Annotated in this window: 27 protein-coding genes; 16 read left to right on the top strand and 11 right to left on the bottom strand. The window is 66.0% G+C overall.

Annotated features, from left to right (window positions below; all coding sequences use genetic code 11):
* Positions 1-25: 25 nt before the first annotated feature.
* From hisB to APT59_RS01710, 7 genes are all read left to right on the top strand, one after another.
* On the top strand, positions 26-619 hold the full coding sequence (gene hisB / locus APT59_RS01680) for an imidazoleglycerol-phosphate dehydratase HisB (RefSeq protein WP_058761454.1): 594 nt from the start codon (positions 26-28) through the stop codon (positions 617-619).
* The gene (gene hisH, locus APT59_RS01685; RefSeq protein WP_059313269.1) at positions 619-1,257 is read left to right on the top strand and encodes an imidazole glycerol phosphate synthase subunit HisH; all 639 of its coding nucleotides are present in this window, start codon (positions 619-621) and stop codon (positions 1,255-1,257) included. Before hisB ends, hisH begins: the two co-directional genes overlap by 1 nt.
* Positions 1,257-1,514 carry a DUF2164 domain-containing protein gene (locus APT59_RS01690; RefSeq protein ID WP_059313270.1) on the top strand — a complete coding sequence of 86 codons (258 nt, stop codon included), beginning with the start codon at positions 1,257-1,259 and terminating at the stop codon, positions 1,512-1,514. The genes hisH and APT59_RS01690 overlap by 1 nt, the downstream gene beginning before the upstream one ends.
* A gap of 31 nt (positions 1,515-1,545) precedes the next feature.
* Positions 1,546-2,283: a 1-(5-phosphoribosyl)-5-[(5-phosphoribosylamino)methylideneamino]imidazole-4-carboxamide isomerase gene (hisA, locus tag APT59_RS01695; protein ID WP_027597481.1), complete on the top strand. Its 738-nt coding sequence runs from the start codon at positions 1,546-1,548 to the stop codon at positions 2,281-2,283.
* Positions 2,284-2,293: 10 nt separating this feature from the next.
* Positions 2,294-3,076 (top strand): imidazole glycerol phosphate synthase subunit HisF, encoded by a 783-nt coding sequence (gene hisF, locus APT59_RS01700; RefSeq protein ID WP_007159785.1) that lies wholly within the window; start codon positions 2,294-2,296, stop codon positions 3,074-3,076.
* An 83-nt stretch (positions 3,077-3,159) separates the two neighbouring features.
* Positions 3,160-3,867 (top strand): substrate-binding periplasmic protein, encoded by a 708-nt coding sequence (locus APT59_RS01705; RefSeq protein WP_059316804.1) that lies wholly within the window; start codon positions 3,160-3,162, stop codon positions 3,865-3,867.
* A gap of 49 nt (positions 3,868-3,916) precedes the next feature.
* Positions 3,917-4,678 (top strand): substrate-binding periplasmic protein, encoded by a 762-nt coding sequence (locus APT59_RS01710; RefSeq protein WP_059313271.1) that lies wholly within the window; start codon positions 3,917-3,919, stop codon positions 4,676-4,678.
* Positions 4,679-4,702: 24 nt separating this feature from the next.
* On the opposite strand, the gene APT59_RS01715 is transcribed toward APT59_RS01710, so the two are convergent.
* From APT59_RS01715 to APT59_RS01730, 4 genes are all read right to left on the bottom strand, one after another.
* A complete protein-coding gene (locus APT59_RS01715) occupies positions 4,703-5,464 on the bottom strand; it encodes a divergent polysaccharide deacetylase family protein (protein ID WP_059313272.1) in 762 nt (253 codons plus the stop codon).
* Positions 5,461-6,804, bottom strand: a complete 1,344-nt coding sequence (locus APT59_RS01720; RefSeq protein WP_059313273.1) for a S41 family peptidase — start codon at positions 6,802-6,804, stop codon at positions 5,461-5,463. The genes APT59_RS01715 and APT59_RS01720 overlap by 4 nt, the downstream gene beginning before the upstream one ends.
* A 29-nt stretch (positions 6,805-6,833) precedes the next feature.
* Positions 6,834-8,117 (bottom strand): murein hydrolase activator EnvC family protein, encoded by a 1,284-nt coding sequence (locus APT59_RS01725; RefSeq protein WP_059313274.1) that lies wholly within the window; start codon positions 8,115-8,117, stop codon positions 6,834-6,836.
* Between the two features lie 133 nt (positions 8,118-8,250).
* The gene (locus tag APT59_RS01730) at positions 8,251-8,862 is read right to left on the bottom strand and encodes an NAD(P)-dependent oxidoreductase (protein ID WP_059313275.1); all 612 of its coding nucleotides are present in this window, start codon (positions 8,860-8,862) and stop codon (positions 8,251-8,253) included.
* 182 nt (positions 8,863-9,044) lie between these two features.
* On the opposite strand from APT59_RS01730, the gene APT59_RS01735 reads away from it, so the two are divergent.
* Genes APT59_RS01735 through secB form a run of 3 tightly spaced genes read left to right on the top strand, consistent with a single transcriptional unit; the run spans position 9,045 to position 10,251 of the window.
* A complete protein-coding gene (locus tag APT59_RS01735) occupies positions 9,045-9,464 on the top strand; it encodes a rhodanese-like domain-containing protein (RefSeq protein ID WP_059313276.1) in 420 nt (139 codons plus the stop codon).
* 40 nt (positions 9,465-9,504) lie between these two features.
* Entirely contained in the window at positions 9,505-9,759 is a 255-nt protein-coding gene (gene grxC / locus APT59_RS01740; RefSeq protein ID WP_059313277.1) for a glutaredoxin 3, read from the top strand.
* A 27-nt stretch (positions 9,760-9,786) separates the two neighbouring features.
* Positions 9,787-10,251: a protein-export chaperone SecB gene (secB, locus tag APT59_RS01745; protein ID WP_059313278.1), complete on the top strand. Its 465-nt coding sequence runs from the start codon at positions 9,787-9,789 to the stop codon at positions 10,249-10,251.
* Positions 10,252-10,324: 73 nt separating this feature from the next.
* Here the strand turns inward: secB and rarD are convergent, their stop codons facing one another.
* The 5 genes from rarD to APT59_RS01770 all read right to left on the bottom strand — a co-directional run bounded on the left by rarD (position 10,325) and on the right by APT59_RS01770 (position 15,716).
* The gene (gene rarD, locus APT59_RS01750) at positions 10,325-11,245 is read right to left on the bottom strand and encodes an EamA family transporter RarD (RefSeq protein WP_059313279.1); all 921 of its coding nucleotides are present in this window, start codon (positions 11,243-11,245) and stop codon (positions 10,325-10,327) included.
* 343 nt (positions 11,246-11,588) lie between these two features.
* Positions 11,589-12,563 (bottom strand): serine/threonine protein kinase, encoded by a 975-nt coding sequence (locus APT59_RS01755; RefSeq protein ID WP_059313280.1) that lies wholly within the window; start codon positions 12,561-12,563, stop codon positions 11,589-11,591.
* Positions 12,564-12,673: 110 nt separating this feature from the next.
* Positions 12,674-14,557 carry a PhoX family protein gene (locus tag APT59_RS01760; protein ID WP_059313281.1) on the bottom strand — a complete coding sequence of 628 codons (1,884 nt, stop codon included), beginning with the start codon at positions 14,555-14,557 and terminating at the stop codon, positions 12,674-12,676.
* A 66-nt stretch (positions 14,558-14,623) separates the two neighbouring features.
* Entirely contained in the window at positions 14,624-15,361 is a 738-nt protein-coding gene (locus APT59_RS01765; protein WP_237140561.1) for a ComF family protein, read from the bottom strand.
* Positions 15,362-15,419: 58 nt separating this feature from the next.
* Positions 15,420-15,716, bottom strand: a complete 297-nt coding sequence (locus tag APT59_RS01770; protein ID WP_059313282.1) for a hypothetical protein — start codon at positions 15,714-15,716, stop codon at positions 15,420-15,422.
* 112 nt (positions 15,717-15,828) lie between these two features.
* Between APT59_RS01770 and APT59_RS01775 the strand changes: the two genes are divergently transcribed.
* Positions 15,829-16,530 (top strand): alpha/beta fold hydrolase, encoded by a 702-nt coding sequence (locus APT59_RS01775; protein ID WP_059313283.1) that lies wholly within the window; start codon positions 15,829-15,831, stop codon positions 16,528-16,530.
* Positions 16,531-16,599: 69 nt separating this feature from the next.
* Entirely contained in the window at positions 16,600-17,187 is a 588-nt protein-coding gene (locus tag APT59_RS01780) for a cupin domain-containing protein (RefSeq protein ID WP_082696263.1), read from the top strand.
* Here APT59_RS01780 and APT59_RS01785 read toward each other — a convergent pair.
* Both APT59_RS01785 and APT59_RS01790 read right to left on the bottom strand, forming a co-directional pair.
* A complete protein-coding gene (locus tag APT59_RS01785; RefSeq protein WP_059313284.1) occupies positions 17,184-17,606 on the bottom strand; it encodes a DUF1810 domain-containing protein in 423 nt (140 codons plus the stop codon). The two genes, APT59_RS01780 and APT59_RS01785, sit on opposite strands and share 4 nt — an antisense overlap.
* Before the next feature lie 70 nt (positions 17,607-17,676).
* Entirely contained in the window at positions 17,677-19,011 is a 1,335-nt protein-coding gene (locus tag APT59_RS01790; protein WP_059313285.1) for an MFS transporter, read from the bottom strand.
* Positions 19,012-19,175: 164 nt separating this feature from the next.
* Between APT59_RS01790 and APT59_RS01795 the strand changes: the two genes are divergently transcribed.
* From APT59_RS01795 to APT59_RS22040, 4 genes are all read left to right on the top strand, one after another.
* Entirely contained in the window at positions 19,176-19,499 is a 324-nt protein-coding gene (locus tag APT59_RS01795) for a thioredoxin family protein (protein WP_059313286.1), read from the top strand.
* A 145-nt stretch (positions 19,500-19,644) separates the two neighbouring features.
* Positions 19,645-21,450 (top strand): phenylacyl-CoA dehydrogenase, encoded by a 1,806-nt coding sequence (locus tag APT59_RS01800; protein ID WP_059313287.1) that lies wholly within the window; start codon positions 19,645-19,647, stop codon positions 21,448-21,450.
* A gap of 187 nt (positions 21,451-21,637) precedes the next feature.
* Positions 21,638-23,407, top strand: a complete 1,770-nt coding sequence (locus APT59_RS01805; RefSeq protein WP_059313288.1) for an acyl-CoA dehydrogenase C-terminal domain-containing protein — start codon at positions 21,638-21,640, stop codon at positions 23,405-23,407.
* A 359-nt stretch (positions 23,408-23,766) separates the two neighbouring features.
* Complete coding sequence (locus APT59_RS22040; protein ID WP_007159763.1) at positions 23,767-23,925, top strand: YqaE/Pmp3 family membrane protein; 159 nt, start codon at positions 23,767-23,769, stop codon at positions 23,923-23,925.
* Positions 23,926-23,957 lie beyond the last annotated feature (32 nt).

The following is a 23,957-nucleotide window of genomic DNA, read 5'->3' on the forward strand; positions in this document are numbered from 1 at the left end:
CCCACCGATTTTCGCGGAGCAGGCTATGGCCGAACGCAAGGCAACCGTCGAGCGCAACACCCTGGAAACCCAGGTCAAGGTATCCCTGGATCTGGACGGCACGGGCGCAGCGCGCTTCGACACCGGGGTTCCCTTCCTCGAGCACATGCTCGACCAGATCGCCCGCCACGGGTTGATCGACCTCGATATCCACTGCCGCGGCGACCTGCACATCGATGACCACCACACGGTGGAGGACATCGGCATCACCCTCGGTCAGGCCTTCGCCAAGGCCGTTGGCGACAAGAAGGGCATCCAGCGCTATGGCCATGCCTATGTGCCGCTGGACGAAGCCCTGTCGCGCGTCGTCATCGACTTTTCCGGCCGGCCCGGGCTGCACTGGAACGTGCCCTTCACCCGCGCCACCGTGGGCCGCATGGACGTCGATCTGTTCCTCGAATTCTTCCAGGGCTTCACCAACCATGCCCAGGTCACCCTGCACATCGACAACCTGCGCGGGGTCAACAGCCACCACCAGATCGAAACGGTGTTCAAGGCCTTTGGCCGCGCCCTGCGCATGGCCCTCAGCGAAGACCCGCGCATGGCCGGCGTCATGCCCTCCACCAAGGGGTGCCTGTAATGCAGACGGTAGCCGTCATCGACTACGGCATGGGCAACCTGCACTCCGTGGCCAAGGCCCTGGAGCATGCTGGTAGCCATCAGGTGCTGGTGACCGGCGATCCCGCGGTGATCCGCGAGGCGGACCGCATCGTCCTGCCCGGCGTCGGCGCCATCCGCGACTGCATGGCTGAGATCCGCCGCCAGGGCATCGATGAGCTGGTACGTGAAGTCAGCCAGGACCGGCCCTTCCTCGGCGTCTGCGTCGGCATGCAGGCGCTGATGCAGCGCAGCGAAGAGAATGGCGGGGTGGACTGCATCGGCCTGTTCCCCGGCGCCGTACGGCGCTTCCCGGGCGGCATGCAGGAAGAGGGTGAGACCCTCAAGGTGCCGCACATGGGCTGGAACGAGGTCAGCCACGTGCTCGACCATCCGCTCTGGCACAGCATCCCCGATCGCGCCCGTTTCTATTTCGTGCACAGCTTCTATGTCGAGGCCGGCAGCCCGCGCCAGGTGGTCGGTCGCGGCCACTACGGCCTGGACTTCGCCGCGGCCCTGGCCGACGGCTCGCGCTTCGCCACCCAGTTCCACCCCGAGAAGAGCGCCGACTGCGGTCTGCAGCTCTATGCCAACTTCCTCGCCTGGGACGGCCGCTGGTAATGGCGCGCAAGCCGTCCGCGCCGCTGGTCAGGCTCGAACCCGAGCAGACCCAGCGCGTGGTCACGGCGTTGCAGACCCTGCTGGACGATCGCTTCGAGGTCCGCCTGGGGCGGTTCGAAGTCGAGGAACTGCTGGATTTCTTCGCCCGCGAGTGCGGGCCGCTGTACTACAACAAGGCGGTTGCCGACGTGCAGGCCCTGCTCAGGGAGCGCGTCGACAGCCTGGAAAGCGACATCTGGGCGCTGGAAAAGCCCTAGACCGCCCTCACCCCCGAGCCAAGGTATTGCCATGCTGATCATCCCCGCCATCGACCTCAAGGACGGCGCCTGCGTCCGCCTGCGCCAGGGGCGCATGGAAGACTCCACCGTGTTCTCCGACGATCCCGTGGCCATGGCCGCCCAGTGGGTCGACGGTGGCTGCCGCCGGCTGCATCTGGTGGATCTCAACGGCGCCTTCGAGGGCCAGCCGGTCAATGGCGAGGTGGTCACCGCCATCGCCAAGCGCTATCCCGGCCTGCCGATCCAGATCGGTGGCGGCATCCGCTCGCTGGAGACCATCGAGCACTATGTGCGCGCCGGCGTCAGCTACGTGATCATCGGCACCAAGGCGGTCAAGCAGCCGGAATTCGTCGCTGAGGCCTGCCGCGCCTTCCCCGGCAAGGTCATCGTCGGCCTGGACGCCAAGGACGGCTTCGTCGCCACCGACGGCTGGGCCGAGGTCAGCGAGCTGCAGGTCACCGACCTGGCCCGCCGCTTCGAAGCCGACGGCGTCAGCGCCATCGTCTACACCGATATCGCCCGCGACGGCATGATGCAGGGCTGCAACGTCCCGGCCACCCGTGCCCTGGCCGAAGCCACCAGCATCCCGGTGATCGCCTCCGGCGGCATCCATAACCTGGGTGATATCCAGAACCTGCTCGACGCCCGCAGCCCGGGCATCATCGGCGCCATCACCGGCCGGGCGATCTACGAGGGCACCCTCGACGTCGCCGAGGCCCAGGCGCTGTGCGACAACTTCAAGGTCTGAGGACTCAGTCATGGCGCTGGCGAAACGCATCATCCCCTGCCTGGACGTGGACAATGGCCGCGTGGTCAAGGGCGTCAAGTTCGAGAACATCCGCGATGCCGGTGATCCGGTGGAGATCGCTCGTCGCTACAACGAACAGGGCGCTGACGAGATCACCTTCCTCGACATCACCGCCAGCCACCAGGGCCGCGACACCACCCTGCACACCGTGGAACGCATGGCCAGCCAGGTGTTCATCCCGCTGACCGTGGGCGGTGGCGTGCGCACCGTGCAGGACATCCGCAACCTGCTCAACGCCGGTGCGGACAAGGTCTCGATCAACACCGCGGCGGTCTTCACCCCGGAATTCGTCGGCGAAGCCGCGGCGCGCTTCGGCTCCCAGTGCATCGTGGTGGCCATCGACGCCAAGCGCGTCAGCGGCCCCGGCGAGACCCCGCGCTGGGAGATCTTCACCCATGGCGGGCGCAAGCCCACCGGGCTCGATGCCGTGGCCTGGGCGCAGAAGATGGAAGGTCTGGGTGCCGGCGAGATCCTGCTCACCAGCATGGATCAGGACGGCATGAAGAACGGCTTCGACCTGGGCGTGACCCGCGCGGTCAGCGAGGCGGTGGGTATCCCGGTGATCGCCTCCGGAGGCGTTGGCAACCTGCAGCATCTGGCCGACGGCATCCTCGAGGGCAAGGCCTCGGCAGTGCTCGCCGCCAGTATCTTCCATTTCGGCGAATGCACCATTCCCGAGGCTAAACGGTACCTGGCCGAAAAAGGGATTGTGATACGCTCCACAAAATCTTAAGCACCGGCAGTGCCGGCAGGGAGAGGGGCGTGCGCAAGGGATTCTGGGCCTGCTTGGCGGGTTTGCTGCTGGTATCGACGACCATGGTCAGGGCGGAGATCCCGACGGGTTATCAGCTCACGCTGCTGACGGAAAACTTCCCCCCCTACAACTTCTCCACCGACGGCAAGAACTTCGCCCGCGAGGACGATCTCAAGGGCATCGCCGTCGACATGGTGCGCGAGATGTGCCAGCGCGCCGGCATCTCCTACAACCTCACCTTGAGATTCCCCTGGGAGCGGATCTACGGCATGGCCCTGGATCAGCGCGACCACGGCGTCTTCGTCACCGCCCGGCTGCCCGAGCGCGAAGCCCTGTTCAAGTGGGTCGGCCCCATAGGCCCCGACGACTGGGTCCTGCTCGGCCGCGCCGACAGCCATCTGCAACTGCGCAGCCTGGACGACGTTCGCCAGCAGCAGCTCAAGATTGGCGCCTACAAGGGCGACGCCATCGCCGAGAGTCTCGTCCAGCAGGGCTTCCAGCCTGATCTCGCGCTGCGTGATCAGGAAAACGTACAGCGCCTGCTCAAGGGGCAGATCGACGTCTGGGCCACCGGCGATCCCGCCGGTCGCTATCTGGCGCGCCAGGAAGAGGTGACCGGCCTCAAGATGCTGCTGCGCTTCAACACCGGCGAGCTGTTCCTGGCCCTGAACAAGCAGACGCCCGACGAGGTGGTACAGAAGCTGCAAAAGGCCCTGGACGAGATGCGCCAGAGCGGCGCGGTCCAGACCATCTTCAACCGTTATCTGTAACCCCGATGGGCCGAGCGCTCGGCTCGGACGGTTGGGCGAGGAGAGAGCAATGCGCAAGTTGTGGCTGCCTATCGCTAGCGTGCTGTTGAGCTGCGCCCTGGGCATGGGAACGGCCCAGGCGGAGTTGCCACCCGGCTATCGCGTCGTGCTGCTGACCGAGAATTTCCCGCCCTTCAACATGGCGGTAGATGACAAGAACTTCGCCCGCGACGAGGCCATCGACGGCATCAGCACCGATCTGGTCCGTGAGATGTTCAAGCGTGCCGGGATCGACTACAGCCTGTCGCTGCGCTTTCCCTGGGATCGCCTCTACAACCTGACCCTGGAAAGCCCCAACTACGGGCTGTTCTCCGTTTCCCGCACCGAGGCGCGGGGCCCCTTGTTCAAGTGGGTCGGACCGCTGGGCAAGACCCGCAAGGTGCTCATGGCGCTACCGGGCAGCACGATCCGGGTCCCCGATCTCGCCGCGGCTGCCAAGCTGCGCGTCGGCGCCTACAAGAATTCCGCGGTCAGCCAGATGCTCAAGGACAAGGGTGTCGTCGCCAGTGAAGTCCTGCGCGATCAGGAGAACATCGCCCGGCTGCAGAAGAACGAGATCGACGTCTGGGCTACCACCGACGTGGTGGGGCGCTATCTGGCCAAGCAGCAGGGCGTCAGCAATCTGCAGACACTGCTCAGCTTTCAGGAGTCCGACCTCTATCTGGCCCTCAACAAGGACACCCCTGATGAGGTGGTGACCCGCTTGCAGCAGGCCCTGGATGCCATGCGCCAGGAAGGCGTGGTCGACAGCATCACCCGCAACTACCTCTGACGCCTGGGTGACAGGTGTCGGGCACTAGCGATAGCGCCCGTCGCGACCGTGCCCGGCCATGGCACGATTGGCCCGCAGGGCGATCATCTGTGGCAGGTCGATGACTTCCACGCCCTGGGCCTTGAGCTGTGGCAGCTGCTGGGCCAGCACCGCCAGGGTTGCCGGATGGGGATGGCCGATCAATACGGCGCTGCCCTGTCGCTGGGCCAGGCGTACACCCTCGGCCAGCTGCGCGGCCACCGCCGCCGGGGTCGCCTCGTTGTCGAGAAAGACATCGCGCGAGACGCTGGCCAGGCCGATCTTCTGGGCTTCCGCCGCGGCCACGGTGGCGGCGCTGGTGCGGCTGTCGAGAAACAGCAAATGGCGTTCCTGCAAGACCTGCATCAGCTCGGCCATGGCCGGCCGGTCGGCGGTCATGCGACTGCCTTCGTGGTTGTTCACCCCGTCCGCCTCGGGTACCCGTTCCAGCGCCCGGTCGAGGCGTTGCAGGCGTTCGGCGGAAGACATCTCCGGATGCCAGGCATAGGGCCCGCCAGCCGGGTCCATGGGCAGGTGCAACAGCACCGTACGGCCGGCGCGATGGGCCTGGGCGGCTAGTTCGGCGGCGTAGCGGGTCTCGGGGATGATGGCCAGCACTACCGGTGCGGGCAGGGCCAGCACCTGGCGATCCCGCGCCGGATTCTGGCCGAGGTCGTCGATGACGATGGTCAGGTGCGCGGTAGCCGCCTGGGCGAGTCCGCTGGCCAGGGCGAGCGCCCCGGCCAGCAGCCAGTGTCTACCCCTCACGGGGTATGGGTGACGTTGAGTCCCTTGAGCAGCGACAGCGCCTGGGAGAGCTGGAAGTCGTCATCCTGCGGACGCGTACTCTGGTTGGGCGCCTTGCTGCCGGTTGGCCGATCGGCGCCGCCATTGCCATTGCCCAGGTGGCCGGCCAGGTCCGCCTCGCGGAAGTATTCGTCGCCACCGCTCTGCGGCGTGACCTTGGCGGGGGCCACGGGGATGTCCGGGGTAATGCCCTGGGCCTGGATGGAGCGGCCATTGGGCGTGTAGTAGAGCGCCGTGGTGAGCTTGAGCGCCCGGTCATTGTTGAGCGGCAGCACCGTCTGCACCGAGCCCTTGCCGAAACTGTCGGTGCCCATGAGGATGCCGCGCTTGGAGTCCTGCAGGGCGCCGGCGACGATTTCCGCAGCCGAGGCACTGCCGCCGTTGATCAGGACCACCAAGGGCACCTTCTCGCTGGGATCGGCGGCATCCGCCGAGAAGCGCAGCTCGGAATTGGGTAGACGGCCCTTGGTGTAGACGATCAAGCCGTGGGTCATGAAGGCATCGGCCACCTCGACCGCCGATTGCAGGACGCCCCCCGGATTGTTTCTCAGGTCGAGGATCAGGCCCTTGAGCTTGCCCTTGTTTTCCTGGCGCAGCTTGCCGAGCGCCTTGACCGTCTCTTCGCCGGTATTCACCTGGAACTGCGAGATGCGCAGCAGGCCGTAGCCGGATTCGAGCAACTGGCTCTTGACGCTGTTGACCTTGATCACCGCCCGCGCCAGCTTGACGTCGAACGGCTGGGCGCCGCCGCGCACGATGGTCAGGGTGATGGGGCTGCCCGGCTTGCCGCGCATCTTGTCGACGGCTTCGTTGATGGCCTGGCCCTTGGTCGGCTGGCCGTCGATCTTGACGATCAGATCCCCGGGTTGCAGATGGGCCTTGGCCGCCGGGGTGTCGTCGATGGGCGAGACCACCTTGATGAAGCCGTTTTCCTGGCCGACTTCCAGGCCCAGGCCGCCGAATTCACCACTGGTGGTTTCCTGCAGTTCGGCGAAGTCCTTGGGTTCGAGATAGGCAGAGTGCGGATCCAGGTTGCTGAGCATGCCCTTGATGGCATTCTCCAGCAGGACCTTGTCCGACACCGGCTCCACATAGGCGGCCTTGATGCGGTCGAACACCTCGGCAAAGGTGCGCAGCTCGTCCAGGGGCAGCGGAGCGCTGGCCGGGGCAGCAGGAGCGGTACCCGGAGCGACCGGCGTTACCGCGGCTGGCGTGCTTTGCGGCGATTGCGCCTGGACAGCTCCGACGCCACCGAACAACAGGGCGAGGACCAGGACGGTGGGACGAAAGCGATGCGGCATGTGCAGCTCCTAAACCGAGGTGTGTCGCACTATCCCTGAGCACGGCACCAGATGACGGGGTCCGTCGGGCGGCCCTGTTGGCGGATGGCGAAGTACAAGGCGGAGGCTTCCTGACCGCCGCTGGCGCCGACGGTCGCGATGGCATCCCCGGCCTTGACCACGTCACCTGCAGCCTTCAGCAGGCTCTGATTATGTCCGTACAGGCTGAGATAGCCATTCCCATGATCGATGATAACCAGCTGCCCGGCGCCTCTTAGCCAGTCGGCGAAGACTACCCGACCGCCGTGGACCGCCTTGACTCTGGTGCCGGCACCGGCAGCGATCAGGACGCCATCCCATTTCGCCCGAGGGTCGTCGCCACGGGCACTGCCGAAGCGCGCCACCAGGCGACCGTCGACCGGCCAGGGTAGCTTGCCACGGGCACTGGCGAAGGCGCCGCCATACGCAGGTGCTGCACTAGACACCGCCAGCTCCGGGGCGTTCGAGGGGCGGGGGGCTTTCGTATCGCTTTGCGCCTGGCGTCGCGCCGCTTCCCGCGCCTGGGCGGCACGGGCCTCGGCGAGCTGCCGCTGGCGGACTTCCTCGGCTTCGCGGGCCTGGCGGGCGAGGGTTTCCTCGATGGTCTTGAGCACCTTGTTGAGGGCTGCCTGATCCTGCTCGCGGCTCTCGATCTCGCGACTTTTGTCGCGGTAGTCCGAGTTGATCTTGGCCAGCGCCGCCTGACGCTCCTTGCGCACCTCGGCCAGGTCCGCCTGACGCTTCTCCAGGTCTTCGCGACGGGCGACCAGTTCGCTCTGCTCCTGCTGGATGCCCTGTTCCACGTCGCGCAATTCGCGCAGGGTGTCGTTGAAGGCGGCCAGCTGATCCAGGCGGGTGCGATTGAGGTAGTTGTAGTAGGTGAGGGTGCGGCTGACCTTTTCCGGATGCTCCTGATTGAGCAACAGCTTGAGGTATTCCTGGCGGCCACTCTGGTAGGCGGCGCGGACCTGCACGGCGATCAGCTTCTGTTGTTCAGCGCGAGACTGGTCGAGCTTCTGCTTGCGCCCGTCCAGCTCTTGCAGCTTTTTTTCGCCACTCTCCAGCTGCTTCTGCAGCGAATCCACCTGCTTTTCCAGCTCGCCCATCTGGGTCTCGGTACTCTGCAGCTGCTTTTGCACGCCAGACTTCTCGGCCTGCACCTGCTTGAGCACCTTCTGCATTTCCTGGATGTCCCGGCGGGCTTGCTCGATCTGCCGCTGGGTATCGGCGCGGTCGTCGGCCAAGGCAGGAGCGAGAACGCTGGCGAAGAGGAGAAGGGCGAGAACACGGCGCATGCGAAGTCGTACGTTTCGAGGGCGAAGCGCCTAGTATGCCCGTCACATCCGGCAAAAAAAACGGCAAGGCACGCCGTTCAGCGTTCACAGCCCGACCAGGCGGCCAGGCTGCGAACGAAGGGGCACTTCTACCTCAATAGCCAATTGTGAAACGGGTGCGATGGTGAGCGGGCCGTTCGACCTCGTCCAGCAGGGCCACGGCGAAGTCCTCGTAGGAGATCCGGCTGTCCCCGGCGGTGTCGAACAGCAGGGCATCGCGGCCCAGACGGAAATGACCGGTGCGCTCGCCAGGAGCGAAGACCATCTGCGGGCTGACGAAGACCCAGTCGAGGTCGCTGACCTCGCGGAGCGCTTCCAGAGTGGCGATGCCGGCACCGGCTTCGTGGCGATACTCCGCCGGAAAGGCCGGCGCATCGAAAAGGCGCGAGCCATCCGGCAGGCTGAGGCTGGCGGCGCCACCGACGATCAGCAGGCGCGGGATGCCCGCGGCTCGGGCGAAGTCGAGGAGGGCGGCCGGTGCCGTGTCGGCGAATCTCAGACTGCTGAGCAATACTTCGCAACCGGCCAGGGCCTGGGCGGTTTCCGGTCTGGCGACATCGCCGGCAACCATGGTGAGGCCGGTCCGCGGAGCGAGTCGAGCGGGATCGCGCACCAGCGCGGTGACCTGATGGCCACGGGAAAGGGCTTCGTCGAGCAGGCGGCTGCCCACATTGCCGGTAGCGCCGAGCAGGGCGATGGAGGTCATGGCGAGGTTCCTTGAAAATGACGGGAAGCCAAGCCTAGGCAGAGTCGCGAAAACCGCCAAGAAGGCAGCTTGAGGTGTGCTGGTTACCTGCCGATAACCCGCGGTCGTCGAGGGTATGGCGCTACCGGGGGGCTGTGTATACTGGCCGGCATTTTTAGCCCTTCTTGGATAGCTCTTTCATTATGGAATTTATCGGTCGGTTGGTCGAATTCGCCACCCATCATCCGCTGCTCGTCGCCGCCTTCCTGGCCATCGTCGCCCTGATGCTGTTCAACGAAACCCGTCGGGGCGGTCGCAGCCTGTCCACCGGCGAGCTCACCAACCTGCTCAACCGCGAGCAGGGTGTAGTCCTCGATATCCGTCCGAGCAAGGACTTCGCCGCCGGGCATATCGTCGGCGCGTTGAACATCGCTCAGGAGAAAGTCGCCAGCAGCCTGTCTCTACTGGAGAAGCACAAGGCCAAGACCTTGATCGTGGTGGACAGCGCCGGCCAGCAAGCCGGTGCCGTGTGCGGCGATCTGCAGAAGGCCGGCTTCACCGCCGCTCGCCTGAACGGCGGCATCGCCACCTGGCGTGCAGAGAATCTGCCGCTGGTGAAGTGACCCCTAGCGTGGCCGCCCCATCGGCCACTGGAGACTGCGCATGACCGACGTCGTCATCTATACCAGTGCCTGGTGCCCCTACTGCCATCGTGCCAAGCACCTGCTCGATCGCAAGAACGTGGCCTACCGGGAGATCTCCGTCGACGGCCAGCCGGCGCTGCGCACCGAGATGGCCCGCAAGGCCGGCCGCACCAGCGTGCCGCAGATCTGGGTTGGCAGCACTCACGTCGGTGGTTGCGATGAGCTCTATGCCCTAGACCGAAGCGGGCGTCTCGACCCGCTGCTGTCCGCCTGACCAACACTCATAACTCAAGGCCCTACCATGACCGATCAAGCCAACGGCGCCCAGGAAGACGGCGCTCAGTTCTCCCTTCAGCGCATCTACATCCGCGACCTGTCGTTCGAGGCGCCCAAGAGCCCCGAGATCTTCCGCCAGGAGTGGCAGCCCAACGTCAACCTGGACCTGGCCACCCGTCAGAAGACCCTGGGCGACGACTTCCACGAAGTGGTGCTGACCCTGACCGTCACCGTCAAGAACAACGAAGAGACCGCCTTCATCGCCGAAGTGCAGCAAGGTGGCATCTTCCTGATCAAGGGCCTGGACGCCGCGTCCATGGCCCATGCCCTGGGCGCCTTCTGCCCCAACATCCTGTTCCCCTACGCCCGTGAGGCGCTGGACAACATGGTGGTACGTGGCTCCTTCCCCGCGCTGATGCTGCAGCCGGTGAACTTCGACGCCCTCTACGCCCAGGAACTGGCGCGCATGCAGACCGCTGGCGAAGCCTGATTGGCTCGCTGCGGTACCGGACGCCCCTTGCGAGGGGCGTTCTGCTGTCTGGCCCCGGGTCTTTTCGAGGGGGCTAGGCCTTGCCGGTCTCCCGCTCACGCGCCTTTGCACTGGCTCTGAGCTTGCGGCTGGCACGCCAGAGATCGAAGCTGAACACCGCAAGGCCAGCCCAGATGCAGATAAAGGCGAACAGTCGCTCACGGGGAAAAGGCTCGCCAAAGAGCCAGACCGCCTGGATCAACACCAGGGTCGGGGCGAGGTACTGCAGAAAGCCCAGGGTCGAATAGGGCAGCTTGCGCGCCGCGGCGTTGAAGCACAGCAGCGGTATCAGGGTGACGGGACCGGCCAGCACGATCAGCAGGCCCAGGGACGACTGCCAGACCTCCGCCTGCAGGCTTACGCCCGGGGTCAGCAGCGGCAGCGCGATCAGGGCGATCGGCACCAGCATCCAGCTTTCCACCACCATGCCCGGCAGCGCAGCCACGGGCGTCTGTCGCCGCACCAGGCCATAGAAGGCGAAGCTCAGAGCCAAGGCTAGCGACACCCAGGGCAGTTGCCCAAGGGTCCACAGCTGCTGGGCCACACCCAGCACCGCCAGGCCCACGGCGATCCACTGCAGCGGGCGCAGCCGCTCGCCAAGGATCACCAGGGCGAGCAGGATGTTGACCAGCGGGTTGATGTAGTAGCCCAGGCTGGCCTCGACCACATGGGCGTTATTGACCGCCCAGATGTAGACCAGCCAGTTGCAGGCCACCAGCGCGCCGGACACGGCCAGCCAAAACAGCCGCCGGGGATGGGCGCGCAATTCCGCCCACCAGCCGCGATGGCGCCAGACCACCAGCAGCAGCGCGCTGAACAGGGCGGACCAAAGGATGCGCTGGAACAGGATCTCGGTCGCCGGTAGGGCCGCCAGCAGTTTGAAGAACAATGGAAACAAGCCCCACAGCACATAGGCGGTGAGGCCCAGGGCATAACCCTGGCGCAAGGCAGACATGAGAAATCCTTAGGCAGGCAACTTTCTTGTCCGGGCAGGATAGCTCAAGGGGCGGCGGGATGTGGGCGTGAGTGGCGCTCCCTGTCGTCATTCCTGAGCAGGCTGGCATCCCGTAACCGCGATCGTGGCAGTGCGCCGATGCGACCGCTTCGCAGGCCACAGGCATTGTTTGATCGCGGCCATGGGCCGCTCCTACGCATCAGGTTGCTGTAGGAGTGGCCCATGGCCGCGATCAGTGTTGTAGCGTGGAAAACGGCGCAGCCTTTTCCACTGAAGAGTTCATCGCGGGGCCTACCCTTGCCCCTGCCCTCTCCCGAGGGAGAGAGGTATTCGAGTGCCCAGGCTAGAACAGCCGCAGCGGCGCCTCGTCCAGGGCGGCGCGTTGCTCGCGCAGGGTGAGGATCTGGTCACCCCAGTAGCGTTCGCTGCCGAACCAGGGAAAGCTCTTGGGAAAGGCCGGATCGTCCCAGCGGCGCGCCAGCCAGGCGCTGTAGTGCATCAGGCGCAGGGTACGCAGCCCCTCGATCAGGGCCAGTTCGCGCGGCTGGAAGTCATGGAATTCCTCATAGCCGTCCATGAGTTCGGACAGCTGTGTCAGCCGCTCCTGGCGATCGCCGGCCAGGAGCATCCAGAGATCTTGCATGGCCGGGCCATGGCGGCAGTCGTCGAGGTCGACGATATGGTAGGCCTCATCGCGACAGAGCAGGTTGCCCGGGTGGCAGTCGCCGTGCAGGCGGATGACGTCGTAGCTGACGCTCTCGAAGAGTTCGTCGAGGCGCAAGAGCAGGTCGCGCGCCACGGATTCATAGGCGGGCAGCAGGCTCTTGGGAATGAAGTCGCCGGTGAGCAGGGTGTCCAGGGAGGCATGGCCGTAGCCCTGGACGTCCAGCGTCTCGCGGTGCTGGAAGGGCCGGCTGGCACCCACCGCATGCAGGCGGCCGAGCAGCTGGCCCAGACGATGCAACTGGTTGAGATCGCCTGGCTCCGGCGCGCGACCGCCACGGCGGGGAAAGAGTGCGAAGCGAAAGCCGGCATGGGTGAACAGCGTCTGGCCGTCGCGCTGCAAGGGTGCGACCACGGGCACCTCGCGCTCTTCCAGTTCGGCGGAAAAGGCGTGCTCTTCGAGAATGGCGGCATCCGTCCAACGATCCGGACGGTAGAACTTGGCAATCAGCGGGGTCTCGGCTTCGATGCCGATCTGATAGACGCGATTCTCGTAGCTGTTGAGGGCCAGCACCCGGGCATCGCTGAGATAGCCCAGGCTTTCGATGGCGTCGATGACGAGGTCGGGACTCAGATTTTCGAACGGATGAGACATGGCGCGCTCCTCGGTCACGGGGGACGATGGCGATTGCCACCCTGCATCCGAGAGATGCTAGCGCATGCCCGAGCCCCTTGGCGAAGGCTCGAGCGCTATCCGCTCGCCGGTCAGGCGCCTATCACCCCGCCGTCTTCCCGGGTGATGACCATCACCGAGGAGCGGGGCTGACCATCCGGTCGTTGCTCCGGGAACTGGGAGCCGCCTTCCTCGCCGGGGTGCTGGATGCCGACGAACATGGTCTTGTAGTCCGGCGAGAAGGCCAGACCCGTGACCTCGCACCCGACCGGGCCGACCAGGAAGCGGCGCATCTCGCCACTGCGCGGATCGGCGCAGAGCATCTGGTTGTTGCCCATGCCCTCGTAGTCGCCCTTGTTGCTGTACTTGCCGTCGGTGAGTACCCAGAGCCGGCCGGCGGCGTCGAAGCCCAGGCCGTCAGGACTGTTGAACATGTTCTCGGCGTTGATCTGCGGGGAGCCGGCTTCGGGCGTGCCCGGATGCACCTTGGGGTTGCCGGCGATGACGAACAGGTCCCAGTCGAAGGCCAGGGCATCGTCACCGCTCTCGCGCCAGCGCACGATCTGCCCATAGCGGTTGTTGGCGCGGGGATTGGGGCCGCCTACCGGCATGCCGTCCTCGCCGCGCTTGGTGTTGTTGGTCAGGGTGCAATAGACCTGGCCGTCCTTGGGGCTGACGGCGATCCATTCGGGGCGGTCCATGCGCGTAGCGCCGACCTGGCTGCCGGCCTGGCGGGCATGGATGAGCACCTCGGCCTGGCTGGCGAAGCCATTGGCGGCTGTCAGGCCGTGCTCGCCGTGCACCAACGGCAACCACTGGCCGCGACCCTTGGGTCGGTTGGGGTCGCGGTCGCCTTCGTCGAAGCGGGCGACGTAAAGAGTGCCGTGATCGAGCAGGTCGCGATTGGCCTTGGGATCGTCCTGCAGGCGGTCGCGGCTGACGAACTTGTAGATGAACTCGCCGCGTTCGTCGTCGCCCATGTAGACCACCACACGGCCGTCGCGGGTGCGGGTGAGGGCGGCGTTCTCGTGCTTGAAGCGACCCAGGGCGGTGCGCTTGACCGGCTTGCGCTGGGGATCGAAGGGATCGATCTCGGTGATCCAGCCGTGGCGGTTGAGTTCGTTGGGATTCTGCGCCAGGTCGAAGCGATCGTCGTGCAGGTGCCAGTCGTTCTCCACGCTGGCGTGCTTGACGCTGTAGCGCTTCTGGGCCGCATCGAATTTCAGGTTGGCGTCGCGGCTGCCAAAGACGTCGGTGAAGTTCTCTTCGCAGGTCAGGTAGGTGTGCCAGGGGGTGGCGCCGCTGGAGCAGTTCTGGAAGGTACCCAGTACTTCGCGTCCGGCCGGGTCGGCGGCGGTCTTGAGCAGGTCGTGGCCAACAGCCGGACCGCTGACGGCGATGGGCGTATTGCCATGCACCCGGCGGTTGTAGGGCGAGCCCTGGACGAAGTGCCATTGGCCATCCACGCGCTTCACCTCGATCACCGAGACGCCCTCGGCGGCCTGGGCCTTGCGGGTGTCTTCCAGGGACTTGGGCGGGGTGCCGTGGCTGAGCAGGTAGCGGTAGTTGGTGTATTCGTTGTTGATCGCCATCAGCGCCCGGTCCGGATCGTCCGGGAAGGGAAAGAAGGCCATACCATCGTTGTTGTCGCCGAACTGCACGGCCTGGTCGGCGGCGCCGGGGCTGCCATCGGGGTGGAAAGCCGGGCCATTGGTGTGCAGCGGCTGGCCCCAGCTGATGAGCACGCTGGCGCGATAGCCGGGCGGCACCACCAGGGTGTCGGCGGTGGAAGCCGGGATGTTGGCGAAGCCGATCAGGGGATTGCCCGTGGCCTCGCTGACGGCATCGGCCAGGGCGCTCCGCCCGAGCAGGCCACCGCCGAGGAACATGGCGGCTCCCGCCAGGGCGCCAGCGCCAATGAAGCGTCGACGGCTGAGATGGACAAGGCGTTCGAGATCGGTCTGTTCGTTGTGCATGTTGATGGCTCCCTCACGGTGTGCAGGCGAGGCTAGTCAGGCTAAATGACGTTTTGGTGACAGCCGCTAGTCGCCGGGTGGTGGTGTCCGCGCCAGGCAATAGACGTCGACCCGCCTGGCGCCAGCGCGCTTGAGCAGGCGTGCCAGGCTATCGGCAGTGGCGCCGGTGGTCAGGACGTCGTCTACCAGTGCCACATGGCGACCCTCCAGCGCAGCGTCTTTCACCAGGGCGAAGGCCTGCTTGAGATTGCGCCGTCGCTCGCTGGCGCTCAGCCCTTGCTGGCTGTGGTGTTCCTGAACCCGCTGCAGCAGCTCGACCTCGACCGGCAGGTGCAGGGTCTTGCCGAGCCAGCCGGCCAGCAGGGCGGCCTGGTTGAAGCCGCGCTGGCGCAGGCGCAGGGGAGAAAGAGGTACTGGCAGCAACAGCTCCGGGCGTGGCTGGCCCTCGTCGAACAGATGCTGCAGATGCCGCGCCAGCAGCGCCCCGGCCAGGCGACCGAGGCTGCCTTGGTCACGATGCTTGAATCTGTTGATCAGGGTGTCGACCGGAAAGGCATAGCGCCAGGGGGGCAGCACCTGGTCGAAGGCCGGTGGCCTGGCCAGGCAGCTGCCGCACAGCAGGCCGTCCACCGGCAGTGGCAGGGCGCAGCACCGGCAATGAGGGCCGAGCCAGGGCAATTCGCTGTCGCAGCCTTCGCACAGCGGCAGTCCGGCAGGTAGCCAGCGGGCGCAGAGGGCGCAACTGGTGCCAGGCTGCAGGCGTTGCCACTGGCGCTTCAGGGTGTGGGAGAAAGGAAGGGTCATGGCGGCATCCGTGCCGATCGAGAGCCCTACTGTGCCAGGCAGCGGGCCTGGCGACCAGTCAGCCGCGAATCAGCCAGCCCATCACCATCAGGCCCAGGATCAGCCAGATGACGCCGCCCACTATCGAGCGGGCCATGAAGGCTCGCACCGCGGCGTAGAGCAGCAACAGGCCGACGGCCAGGACCACGAAGCTGATATAGGAGTCGTCCATGCCGATGGAGCGCGCCATGCCATGGAGGAAGTCATGCACGGCATCGGCGATGCCGCCCAGGACCGAGCCGAACAGGTCGATGATGAAACGGATGACTTGGCCGAGCGCCGCGCCGAGCCAGTCGAAGAAGCCTTCAGTACGCATGGATGTTTCCAGATCCTTGGCAATGTCCCTTGGAACCCGCGAAGCCCGCCGGGTTCGCTGGTGATCCGCGCTACACTGCGCGTTTTCCGCAGTGTCTCTCAAGTTCTTAGTGATGACAGCTACCGACGCGCTACCCCTGATCCTGCTTCCCGGCCTGCTTTGTGACCAGCGTCTCTGGGCCACCCAGGCTGCCGACCTGGCCGACACCTGCCCGGTGTTCATCCCCGACCTCACCCGTGACGCCGGCATCGCCGCGCTGGCCCGCCGGGTCCTGGCCGAGGCGCCGCCGCGTTTCGCCCTGGGCGCCCTGTCCATGGGTGGCTATGTGGCCTTCGAGATCCTGCGCCAGGCGCCGGAGCGGGTAGCGCGACTGGCGCTGTTCGACACCATGGCCAGCCCGGATACCCCCGAGCGTGCCACCCAGCGTCGCGCCATGCTCGACCTGGCCGAGCGCGGTCGCTTTCTCGGCATCAGTCCGCAACTGCTGCCACGCCTGATTCATGCCTCGCGCCTGGGCACGGCGGTGGCCGATACCGTGCTGGCCATGGGCAAGGCGGTGGGCAAGGAGGCTTTCCTGCGCCAGCAGCAGTCGATCATCGACCGCCCCGATTCGAGGCCCACCCTGGCCCAGATCCAGGTGCCCACCCTCATCGCGGTTGGCGCCCAGGATCAGCTCACTCCGCCTGCCGAGGCCGAACTCATGCAAGCCGGTATCCAGGGCTCGCGTCTGGTGGTGCTGGACGACTGCGGCCACCTGCCGCCACTGGAGCTGCCGGAACGGACCACGGCGCTGTTGCGGGAGTGGCTGGCCTAGCCCCTCGTCGCGGACGCTGAACCCCGGCGACATGCGGGCCTCCATTGGCAAAGCCCCCTGGAGTCCCGCATGTCGCATCGCCCATCACTCTCCATCCTCTCCCTGGTGCTGGGTCTCGCCCCCACCACCGTGGCCTTGGCCGCGCCAGTGGGGGCCGGTCAGCCCGAGCAGCTGCATTTCGCCGACGACGGCGTCATTCCCAATAGCCGCCTGCCCGTGCTGCTCTATCGCCAGGTTCCTCTGGAAGGGACCGACCGCGCGGCGGCGCTGGAGCGACTGTTCGCCGACAATGCCTGGCCGCCGCAATGGCGCTACGGCGTCTATAGCTACCATCACTATCATCCCAACGCCCATGAAGTCCTGGGCGTGGCGCGTGGTCAGGCTACCCTGCGCCTGGGCGGCGAGCAGGGGCAGGATGTGGCGGTGACCGCAGGTGATGTGGTGGTGCTACCGGCGGGCACCGGCCACCGCAACCTGCAGTCCAGCGCGGACTTCCTGGTGGTGGGCGCCTACCCGCCCGATCAGCAGGACTTCATCACCCAGCGCGCCGATCCAACGGCCCATGGGCGTTCGCTCGAACTCATCGCCCAGGTACCGGTGCCGACAACCGATCCGGTCACGGGGCGCGCAGGCGCGCTGCCGGGGCTCTGGCGCTAGCAGAGTCGCGTCAGGGTGGCCTCGTCCGGCTGGCCGGCGAAAAAGGTCTTGAGCGCCTCGCGAAAGGGCTCGGGGTCTTCGGCCACGGCGGCGAAAAGGGTGAGGCTGGAGTGGAACTTGAGATCGTCCGGCTGTCCGAACAGCGCGGTCGCGGACAGTCCCGGATGCTCCAGCGCCGCCTTGGTGATCTCCCGCAGGCGCGGTCCCAGTACGGGATGCGCCAGGTAGGAACTGGCCTCGTCACGGGAGGCGATGGCGTAGTGCTGAGCGGTCTCGCTGCGCCCCAGCCCCTGGATCTGCGGAAAGATGAACCATATCCAGTGGCTGCGCTTGCGCCCGGCGCGGATCTCCGCGAGGGCGGTGGCGTATGTGGTCGCCTGGGCATCGACGAAGCGTTGCAGATCGTGATCGACGGGCATGGGAAAACTCCGGGCCTTTTGCCTATCGGCAGGCCGGCCCGGAGGAAGTGCCGCTCACGAGACGAGCGGTTTAGCCGCGCACCGCGCGATAGCTGACCTCGCCGCCCTCGCTGACGTCGTCCAGGTCGATCCGGGATGTCTCCGGCAGGCTCAGGCCACCGACCAGACCCAGCAGGGCGACCAGGATCAGGTAGAGCGCGGGCGAGAGATTGCTGCCGGTGGCGCCGATCAGCCAGGTCGCCATCAGCGGAGCGGTGCCGCCGAAGATGGTATAGGCCAGGTTGTAGGTGATGGCGCCGGCGGTGTAGCGAGTGCGGGTCGGGAAGACCTCGCTGAGCAGCGGTGCCGTCACCACGTTGCACAGGACTGCCCCGGCGCCCAGCAGCAGGGAACCCAGCAGAGCGCTGCCGAACTGGCCGCTGCTGGCCAGCAGCAGGGCCGGATAGACGCCTGCGGCCAGTACCAGGCTGGCCAGCACCGTGGTCATGCGCCGACCGATGCGGTCGGTGACACGTCCCAGCACCGGGCAGGCGGCCGCGGCGGCGAACAGGGTGATCAGGCTGATGGCCAGCGCCGCGGCCCGGTCGAAGCCGCCGGCCAGCTGCAGGTAGGTGGAGAAGTAGGTGGTGAACATATAGAAGGACAGCGCCGTCAGCGAGATGAAGGCCCCCAGGCGCAGGATGGAGCGACCCTGCAGCCGCAGCGTCTCGCCCAGCGGCGAATGGCTGACCTCATGGTCGGCTTCCAGGGCCTGGAAGGCCGGTGTCTCGTCCAGCTTCAGGCGCAGGTAGAGGCCGATCAGACCCAGGGGGGCGGCGGCCAGGAAGGGAATGCGCCAGCCCCAGTCGGCCATGGTGGCGGCACCCAGCAGTCGTTCCAGGCCCCAGGCGGTCAGGGCCGCGCTGGCGAAGGCGAGAAAGGTCGAGACCGGCACGAAGCTGCCGTAGCGACCGCGGCGATCGCGCGGCGAATGCTCCATCACGTAGGCGCAGGCACCGGCGTACTCACCGCCGGCGGAAAAGCCCTGGGCGCAGCGGATCAGCGTCAGCAGGATCGGTGCCCAGATGCCGATGGTGGCGTAGCTGGGCAGGATACCGATCAGGGCGGTGGCGCCGGCCATGATCAGGATGGTCAGCGCCAGGACCCGTTTACGGCCGATGCGGTCACCCAGCAGGCCAAAGACGATGCCGCCCAGCGGCCGGAAGGCAAAGGCCACGGCGAATACGGCAAAGGTCTTGAGCAGCCCGGCAGTGGCGTCGCCACTGGGAAAGAAGTGCGCGGCGATCAGGGTGGCGAGAAAGCCGTAGAGGGCGAAGTCGAACCATTCGACGAAGTTGCCGATGGACGCGGCGGAGATGACCTTGCGCAGGGTGGCGGGTGAAACGGAAGTCGCTGTCTGGCTCATGGCGGGCCTCAAGAAAGGGCGGAGACGGAGGCAGAAATGGAGCGCCTTGTTTTATTGTCGGGAGATCGGGGCGTACCGCAGCTTCGACCCTAATCCTTTTTCCGTGACCGAGCAGTCCCGCCAGCGACTTGTCCACCGTTGGAACCGACTTCAGGAGCCTCGCGATGACCTTTACCACCACCTATGCCGCTCAGGAGCCCGCCCGGACCGATGTCGACGCGCTACCGGGGGTGACCCTGCTGGAATTCGGCGCGCCCTGGTGCGGGCACTGTCGCGCCGCCCAGCCGCTGCTTGCGACGGCCTTGGCAGAGCATCCCACCGTGCGCCATCTCAAGATCGAGGATGGCTCCGGGCGGCGCCTGGGGCGCTCCTTCCGCGTCAAGCTCTGGCCGACCTTGATCGTCTTCAAGGATGGCCAGGAACTGGCGCGGGTGGTGCGCCCGACTAGGGCAGCAGAGCTGAGCGAAGCCCTGGCCCTGGCGGACTGACCGGTCGTTCCGCTCGTCCTCGCCGCGCTTGACAAGGTCAGGGCTAGAACATAAGTTTCAAACAACTGTTTAAACGCCCTGGCGGAAGGTCCGCAGCGACGCTGCCGCCCCCTCGACAACAAGCATTCGCAAAGAGGTAACAGTCATGCCCGAATACAAGGCTCCCCTGCGGGACATCCGCTTCGTTCGCGACGAACTGCTGGGCTATGACGCGCACTACCAGAGCCTGCCCGGCTGCGGTGATGCCACCCCGGACATGGTCTCCGCCATCCTCGAAGAAGGTGCCAAGTTCTGCGAGCAGGTCCTGGCCCCGCTCAATCGCATCGGTGACCAGCAGGGCTGCACCTGGAGCGAAGAGGGTGTGAAGACCCCCGATGGCTTCAAGGAAGCCTATGCCCAGTTCGTCGAGGGCGGCTGGCCGAGCCTGGCGCACAACCCGGCCCACGGTGGCCAGGGCCTGCCCGAGTCCCTCGGCATCTCCCTGTCGGAAATGGTCGGCCAGGCCAACTGGTCCTGGGGCATGTACCCCGGCCTGTCCCATGGCGCCATGAACACCCTGGAACAGCACGGCACCGACGAGCAGAAGCACACCTACCTGGAAAAGCTGGTGACCGGCGAGTGGACCGGCACCATGTGCCTGACCGAGCCGCACTGCGGTTCCGACCTGGGCATGCTGCGCACCAAGGCCGAGCCGCGTGCGGACGGCAGCTACGCTATCACCGGCACCAAGATCTTCATCTCCGCCGGTGAACACGACATGGCCGAGAACATCGTCCATATCGTGCTGGCCCGCCTGCCCGATGCCCCTGCCGGCACCAAGGGCATCTCGCTGTTCATCGTGCCCAAGCACCTGCCCGACGCCAGCGGCGCGGCTGGTGAACGCAACGCCGTGCATTGCGGTTCCCTCGAACACAAGATGGGCATCCACGGCAACGCCACCTGCGTGATGAACTTCGATGGGGCCACGGGCTTCCTGATCGGCCCGCCGAATCGCGGTCTGAACTGCATGTTCACCTTCATGAACTTCGCTCGCGTCGGCACTGCTCTGCAGGGTCTGGCCCATGCCGAGGTAGCCTTCCAGGGTGGTCTGAAGTACGCCCGCGAGCGTCTGCAGATGAGATCCCTGACCGGTCCCAAGGCGCCCGAGAAGCCCGCCGATCCGATCATCGTGCACCCCGACGTGCGTCGTATGCTGCTGACCATCAAGGCCTTCGCCGAAGGCAGCCGGGCGATGATCTACTACACCGCCAAGCTGGTGGACATCCTCAAGTACAGCCAGGACGAAGAGCAGAAGCAGCAGGCCGAGACCCAGATGGCCTTCCTCACCCCCATTGCCAAGGCCTTCATGACCGAGGTCGGCTTCGAGGCCGCCAGCCATGGCGTGCAGATCTATGGCGGCCATGGCTACATCGCCGAGTGGGGCATGGAGCAGAACCTGCGCGATGCGCGCATCGCCATGCTCTACGAGGGCACCACCGGCATCCAGGCCATCGACCTGCTGGGTCGCAAGGTGCTGATGACCCAGGGTGAGTCGCTCAAGGCCTTCACCAAGGTGGTGCACAAGTTCTGCCAGGCCCAGGCCGAGAATGCCGAACTCAAGGCCTTCGTCGAGCCGCTGGCCAAGCTGAACAAGGAGTGGGGCGAGATCACCCTCAAGGTCGGCATGGCCGCCATGAAGGATCGCGAGGAGGTAGGTGCCGCCGCCGTCGACTACCTGATGTACTCCGGCTATGTCTGCCTGGCCTACTTCTGGGCCGACATGGCCCGGGTTGCCGCCGAGAAGCTGGCCGCCGGTACCGACGAGGCCGCCTTCTACCAGGCCAAGCTGGCCACCGCGCGCTTCTACTACGAGCGCCTGCTGCCCCGTACCCGAGCCCATGCCGAGGCGCTGCTGGCCGGTGCCGGCAGCCTGATGGCCCTGGCCGAGGAAGACTTCGCGCTCGGTTACTAAGCGCACGAAGCTCCTCTGAAAACCCCGCTTCGGCGGGGTTTTCGCTTTTTCACGCATGCGAAAAAGCCAGCCGGCGCGGACCTCCGATCGGCTGACCGCCAGGTCAGATCATGAACCTATGTCTCCCTTCCGGTTCGGTCTTACACTCGGGTCATACCGACAAGAACACCTTCCGAGGAGACTCGACATGGCTGACTACACCCCGCCGCTTCGCGATATCCGTTTCGTGCTGGATGCCGTCCTCAAGGTCAAGGACCGCTGGAGTCAGTGGCCCGCCCTGGCCGAGGTGGTGGACGGCGAGACCGCCGATGCCATCCTCGAAGAAGCCGGCAAGCTGTGCGCCCAGGAACTGGCGCCGCTCAATCGCAATTCCGATGAAGAAGGCTGCCACTGGCAGAACGGCGAGGTCGCCACGCCGCAGGGCTTCCGTCAGGCCTACCAGGCCTTCGCCGAAGGCGGCTGGGTCGGCGTCGGTGGCGATCCCGAATACGGCGGCATGGGCATGCCCAAGGTGCTCACCGCCCAGGTCGAGGAAATGATGCACGCCAGCTGCCTGGCCTTTGGTCTCTATCCGATGCTCAGCGCCGGTGCCTGTCTGGCCCTGCACGCCCACGGCAGCGAGGCACTCAAGCAGGCCTATCTGCCCAATCTCTACAGCGGCCAGTGGGCCGGCTCCATGTGCCTGACCGAGCCCCACGCCGGTACCGACCTGGGACTGATCCGCACCCGCGCCGAACCCCAGGCCGATGGCAGCTACCGCGTCACCGGCACCAAGATCTTCATCACCGCCGGCGAGCACGACCTCACCGAGAACATCATCCACCTGGTGCTGGCCAAGCTGCCCGATGCACCGGCCGGCTCTCGGGGCATCTCGCTGTTCCTGGTGCCCAAGATCCTGGTGGACGAGGCGGGCACCCTGGGCGAGCGCAACGCCGTGGCTTGCGGCTCGCTGGAACACAAGATGGGCATCAAGGGCGCCGCCACCTGCGTGATGAACTTCGACGGCGCGGTCGGCTATCTGGTGGGCGAGGTCAATAAGGGCCTGGCTGCCATGTTCACCATGATGAACTATGAGCGCCTGGGCGTTGGCATCCAGGGCCTGGGGTCGAGCGAGCGCTCCTACCAGAATGCCCTGGCCTATGCCCGCGAGCGCCTGCAGAGCCGCTCGCCTGCCGGTGTTCAACAGGCCGCCAAGAACGCCGACCCGATCATCGTGCACCCTGACGTGCGCCGCATGCTGCTGACCATGAAGGCGCTGAACGAAGGCGGGCGGTTGTTCTCCAGCTATGTCGCCCTGCAACTCGACACCGCCAAGTACAGCCCCGAGCCCGCCGAGCGCGAACGTGCCGAAGCCCTGGTGGCGCTGCTGACCCCGGTGGCCAAGGGCTTCCTCACGGATCTTGGCCTGGACCTGTGCGTGATCGGCCAGCAGGTGTTCGGTGGCCATGGCTACATCCGCGAGTGGGGACAGGAGCAACTGGTGCGCGACGTGCGCATCACCCAGATCTACGAGGGCACCAACGGTATCCAGGCGCTCGACCTGGTCGGCCGCAAGCTGGCCGGTAGCCGCGGGGCGCTCTATCGACCCTTCAGCGAAGAGGTCCACGGCTATCTCGCCGGTCTCCCGGCGGACAACGAATTCGCCGCGCCCCTGCGCCAGGCGCTGGAGCGGTTGGACGGGGTGACCGAATGGCTGCTGCAGGCCGGTGCCAGCGATCCCCACCAGCTCGGCGCGGCCTCGGTGGACTACCTGCACCTGTTCGGCTATGTCGCCTATGGCTATCTCTGGGCGCGTGCCGCTGCCGCGGCGGCGGATCAGGACGCGGCCTTCGCCGAGGCCAAGCTCGCCACCGCACGGTTTTATTTCACTCGTCTGCTGCCCCGTACCCTGAGCCTGGAGGCCGCCGTGCGCAGTGGCGCGCAGCCGCTCTACGCTCTGGCTGAGGAGGCTTTCTAAACTGTTGACTGGCAAGCTAAAAAGCCATGCCGTGTAAGCTTTGGCTTACATGACGTCGCCGCGATAAGCCATCGCCTAGTCCAGGGGAGCTGCGTAATCTACACCCATCGGATCGCGGTACAGGATGTACCCAGCGCTCCAGGTGATTTCAAGGAAATATGGCCAGGATGGCCCCCCGGCACGGATGTCGGGCAGAGACTCTCAAGGATAGATGGCCAAGGATTGGCGGCCCGACAGGGATGTCGGGTTAAGTCTACGAAACCCCGCTTCGGCGGGGTTTTTTATTGCCTGCCGGAACCTGATTCGGGCCCTGCCAGTCTGAGAGGCATCTTCTTGCCTGCTCACTACTGGAGCCTGAAATGGACCTTATCCGCCTGATCTTCGCCATCATCCTGCCTCCCGTGGGCGTCTTCCTGCAGGTCGGCTTTGGCGGTGCCTTCTGGCTGAACATCCTGCTGACGCTGCTGGGCTATATTCCGGGTATCATCCATGCCGTCTGGGTAATCGCCCGTCGCTGATGTGAAACACGGACGCAGGCTGCGTCCGGAGT

The organism is Pseudomonas oryzihabitans (assembly GCF_001518815.1).
In the GTDB taxonomy this organism is placed as follows: Bacteria; Pseudomonadota; Gammaproteobacteria; order Pseudomonadales; family Pseudomonadaceae; genus Chryseomonas; species Chryseomonas oryzihabitans_E.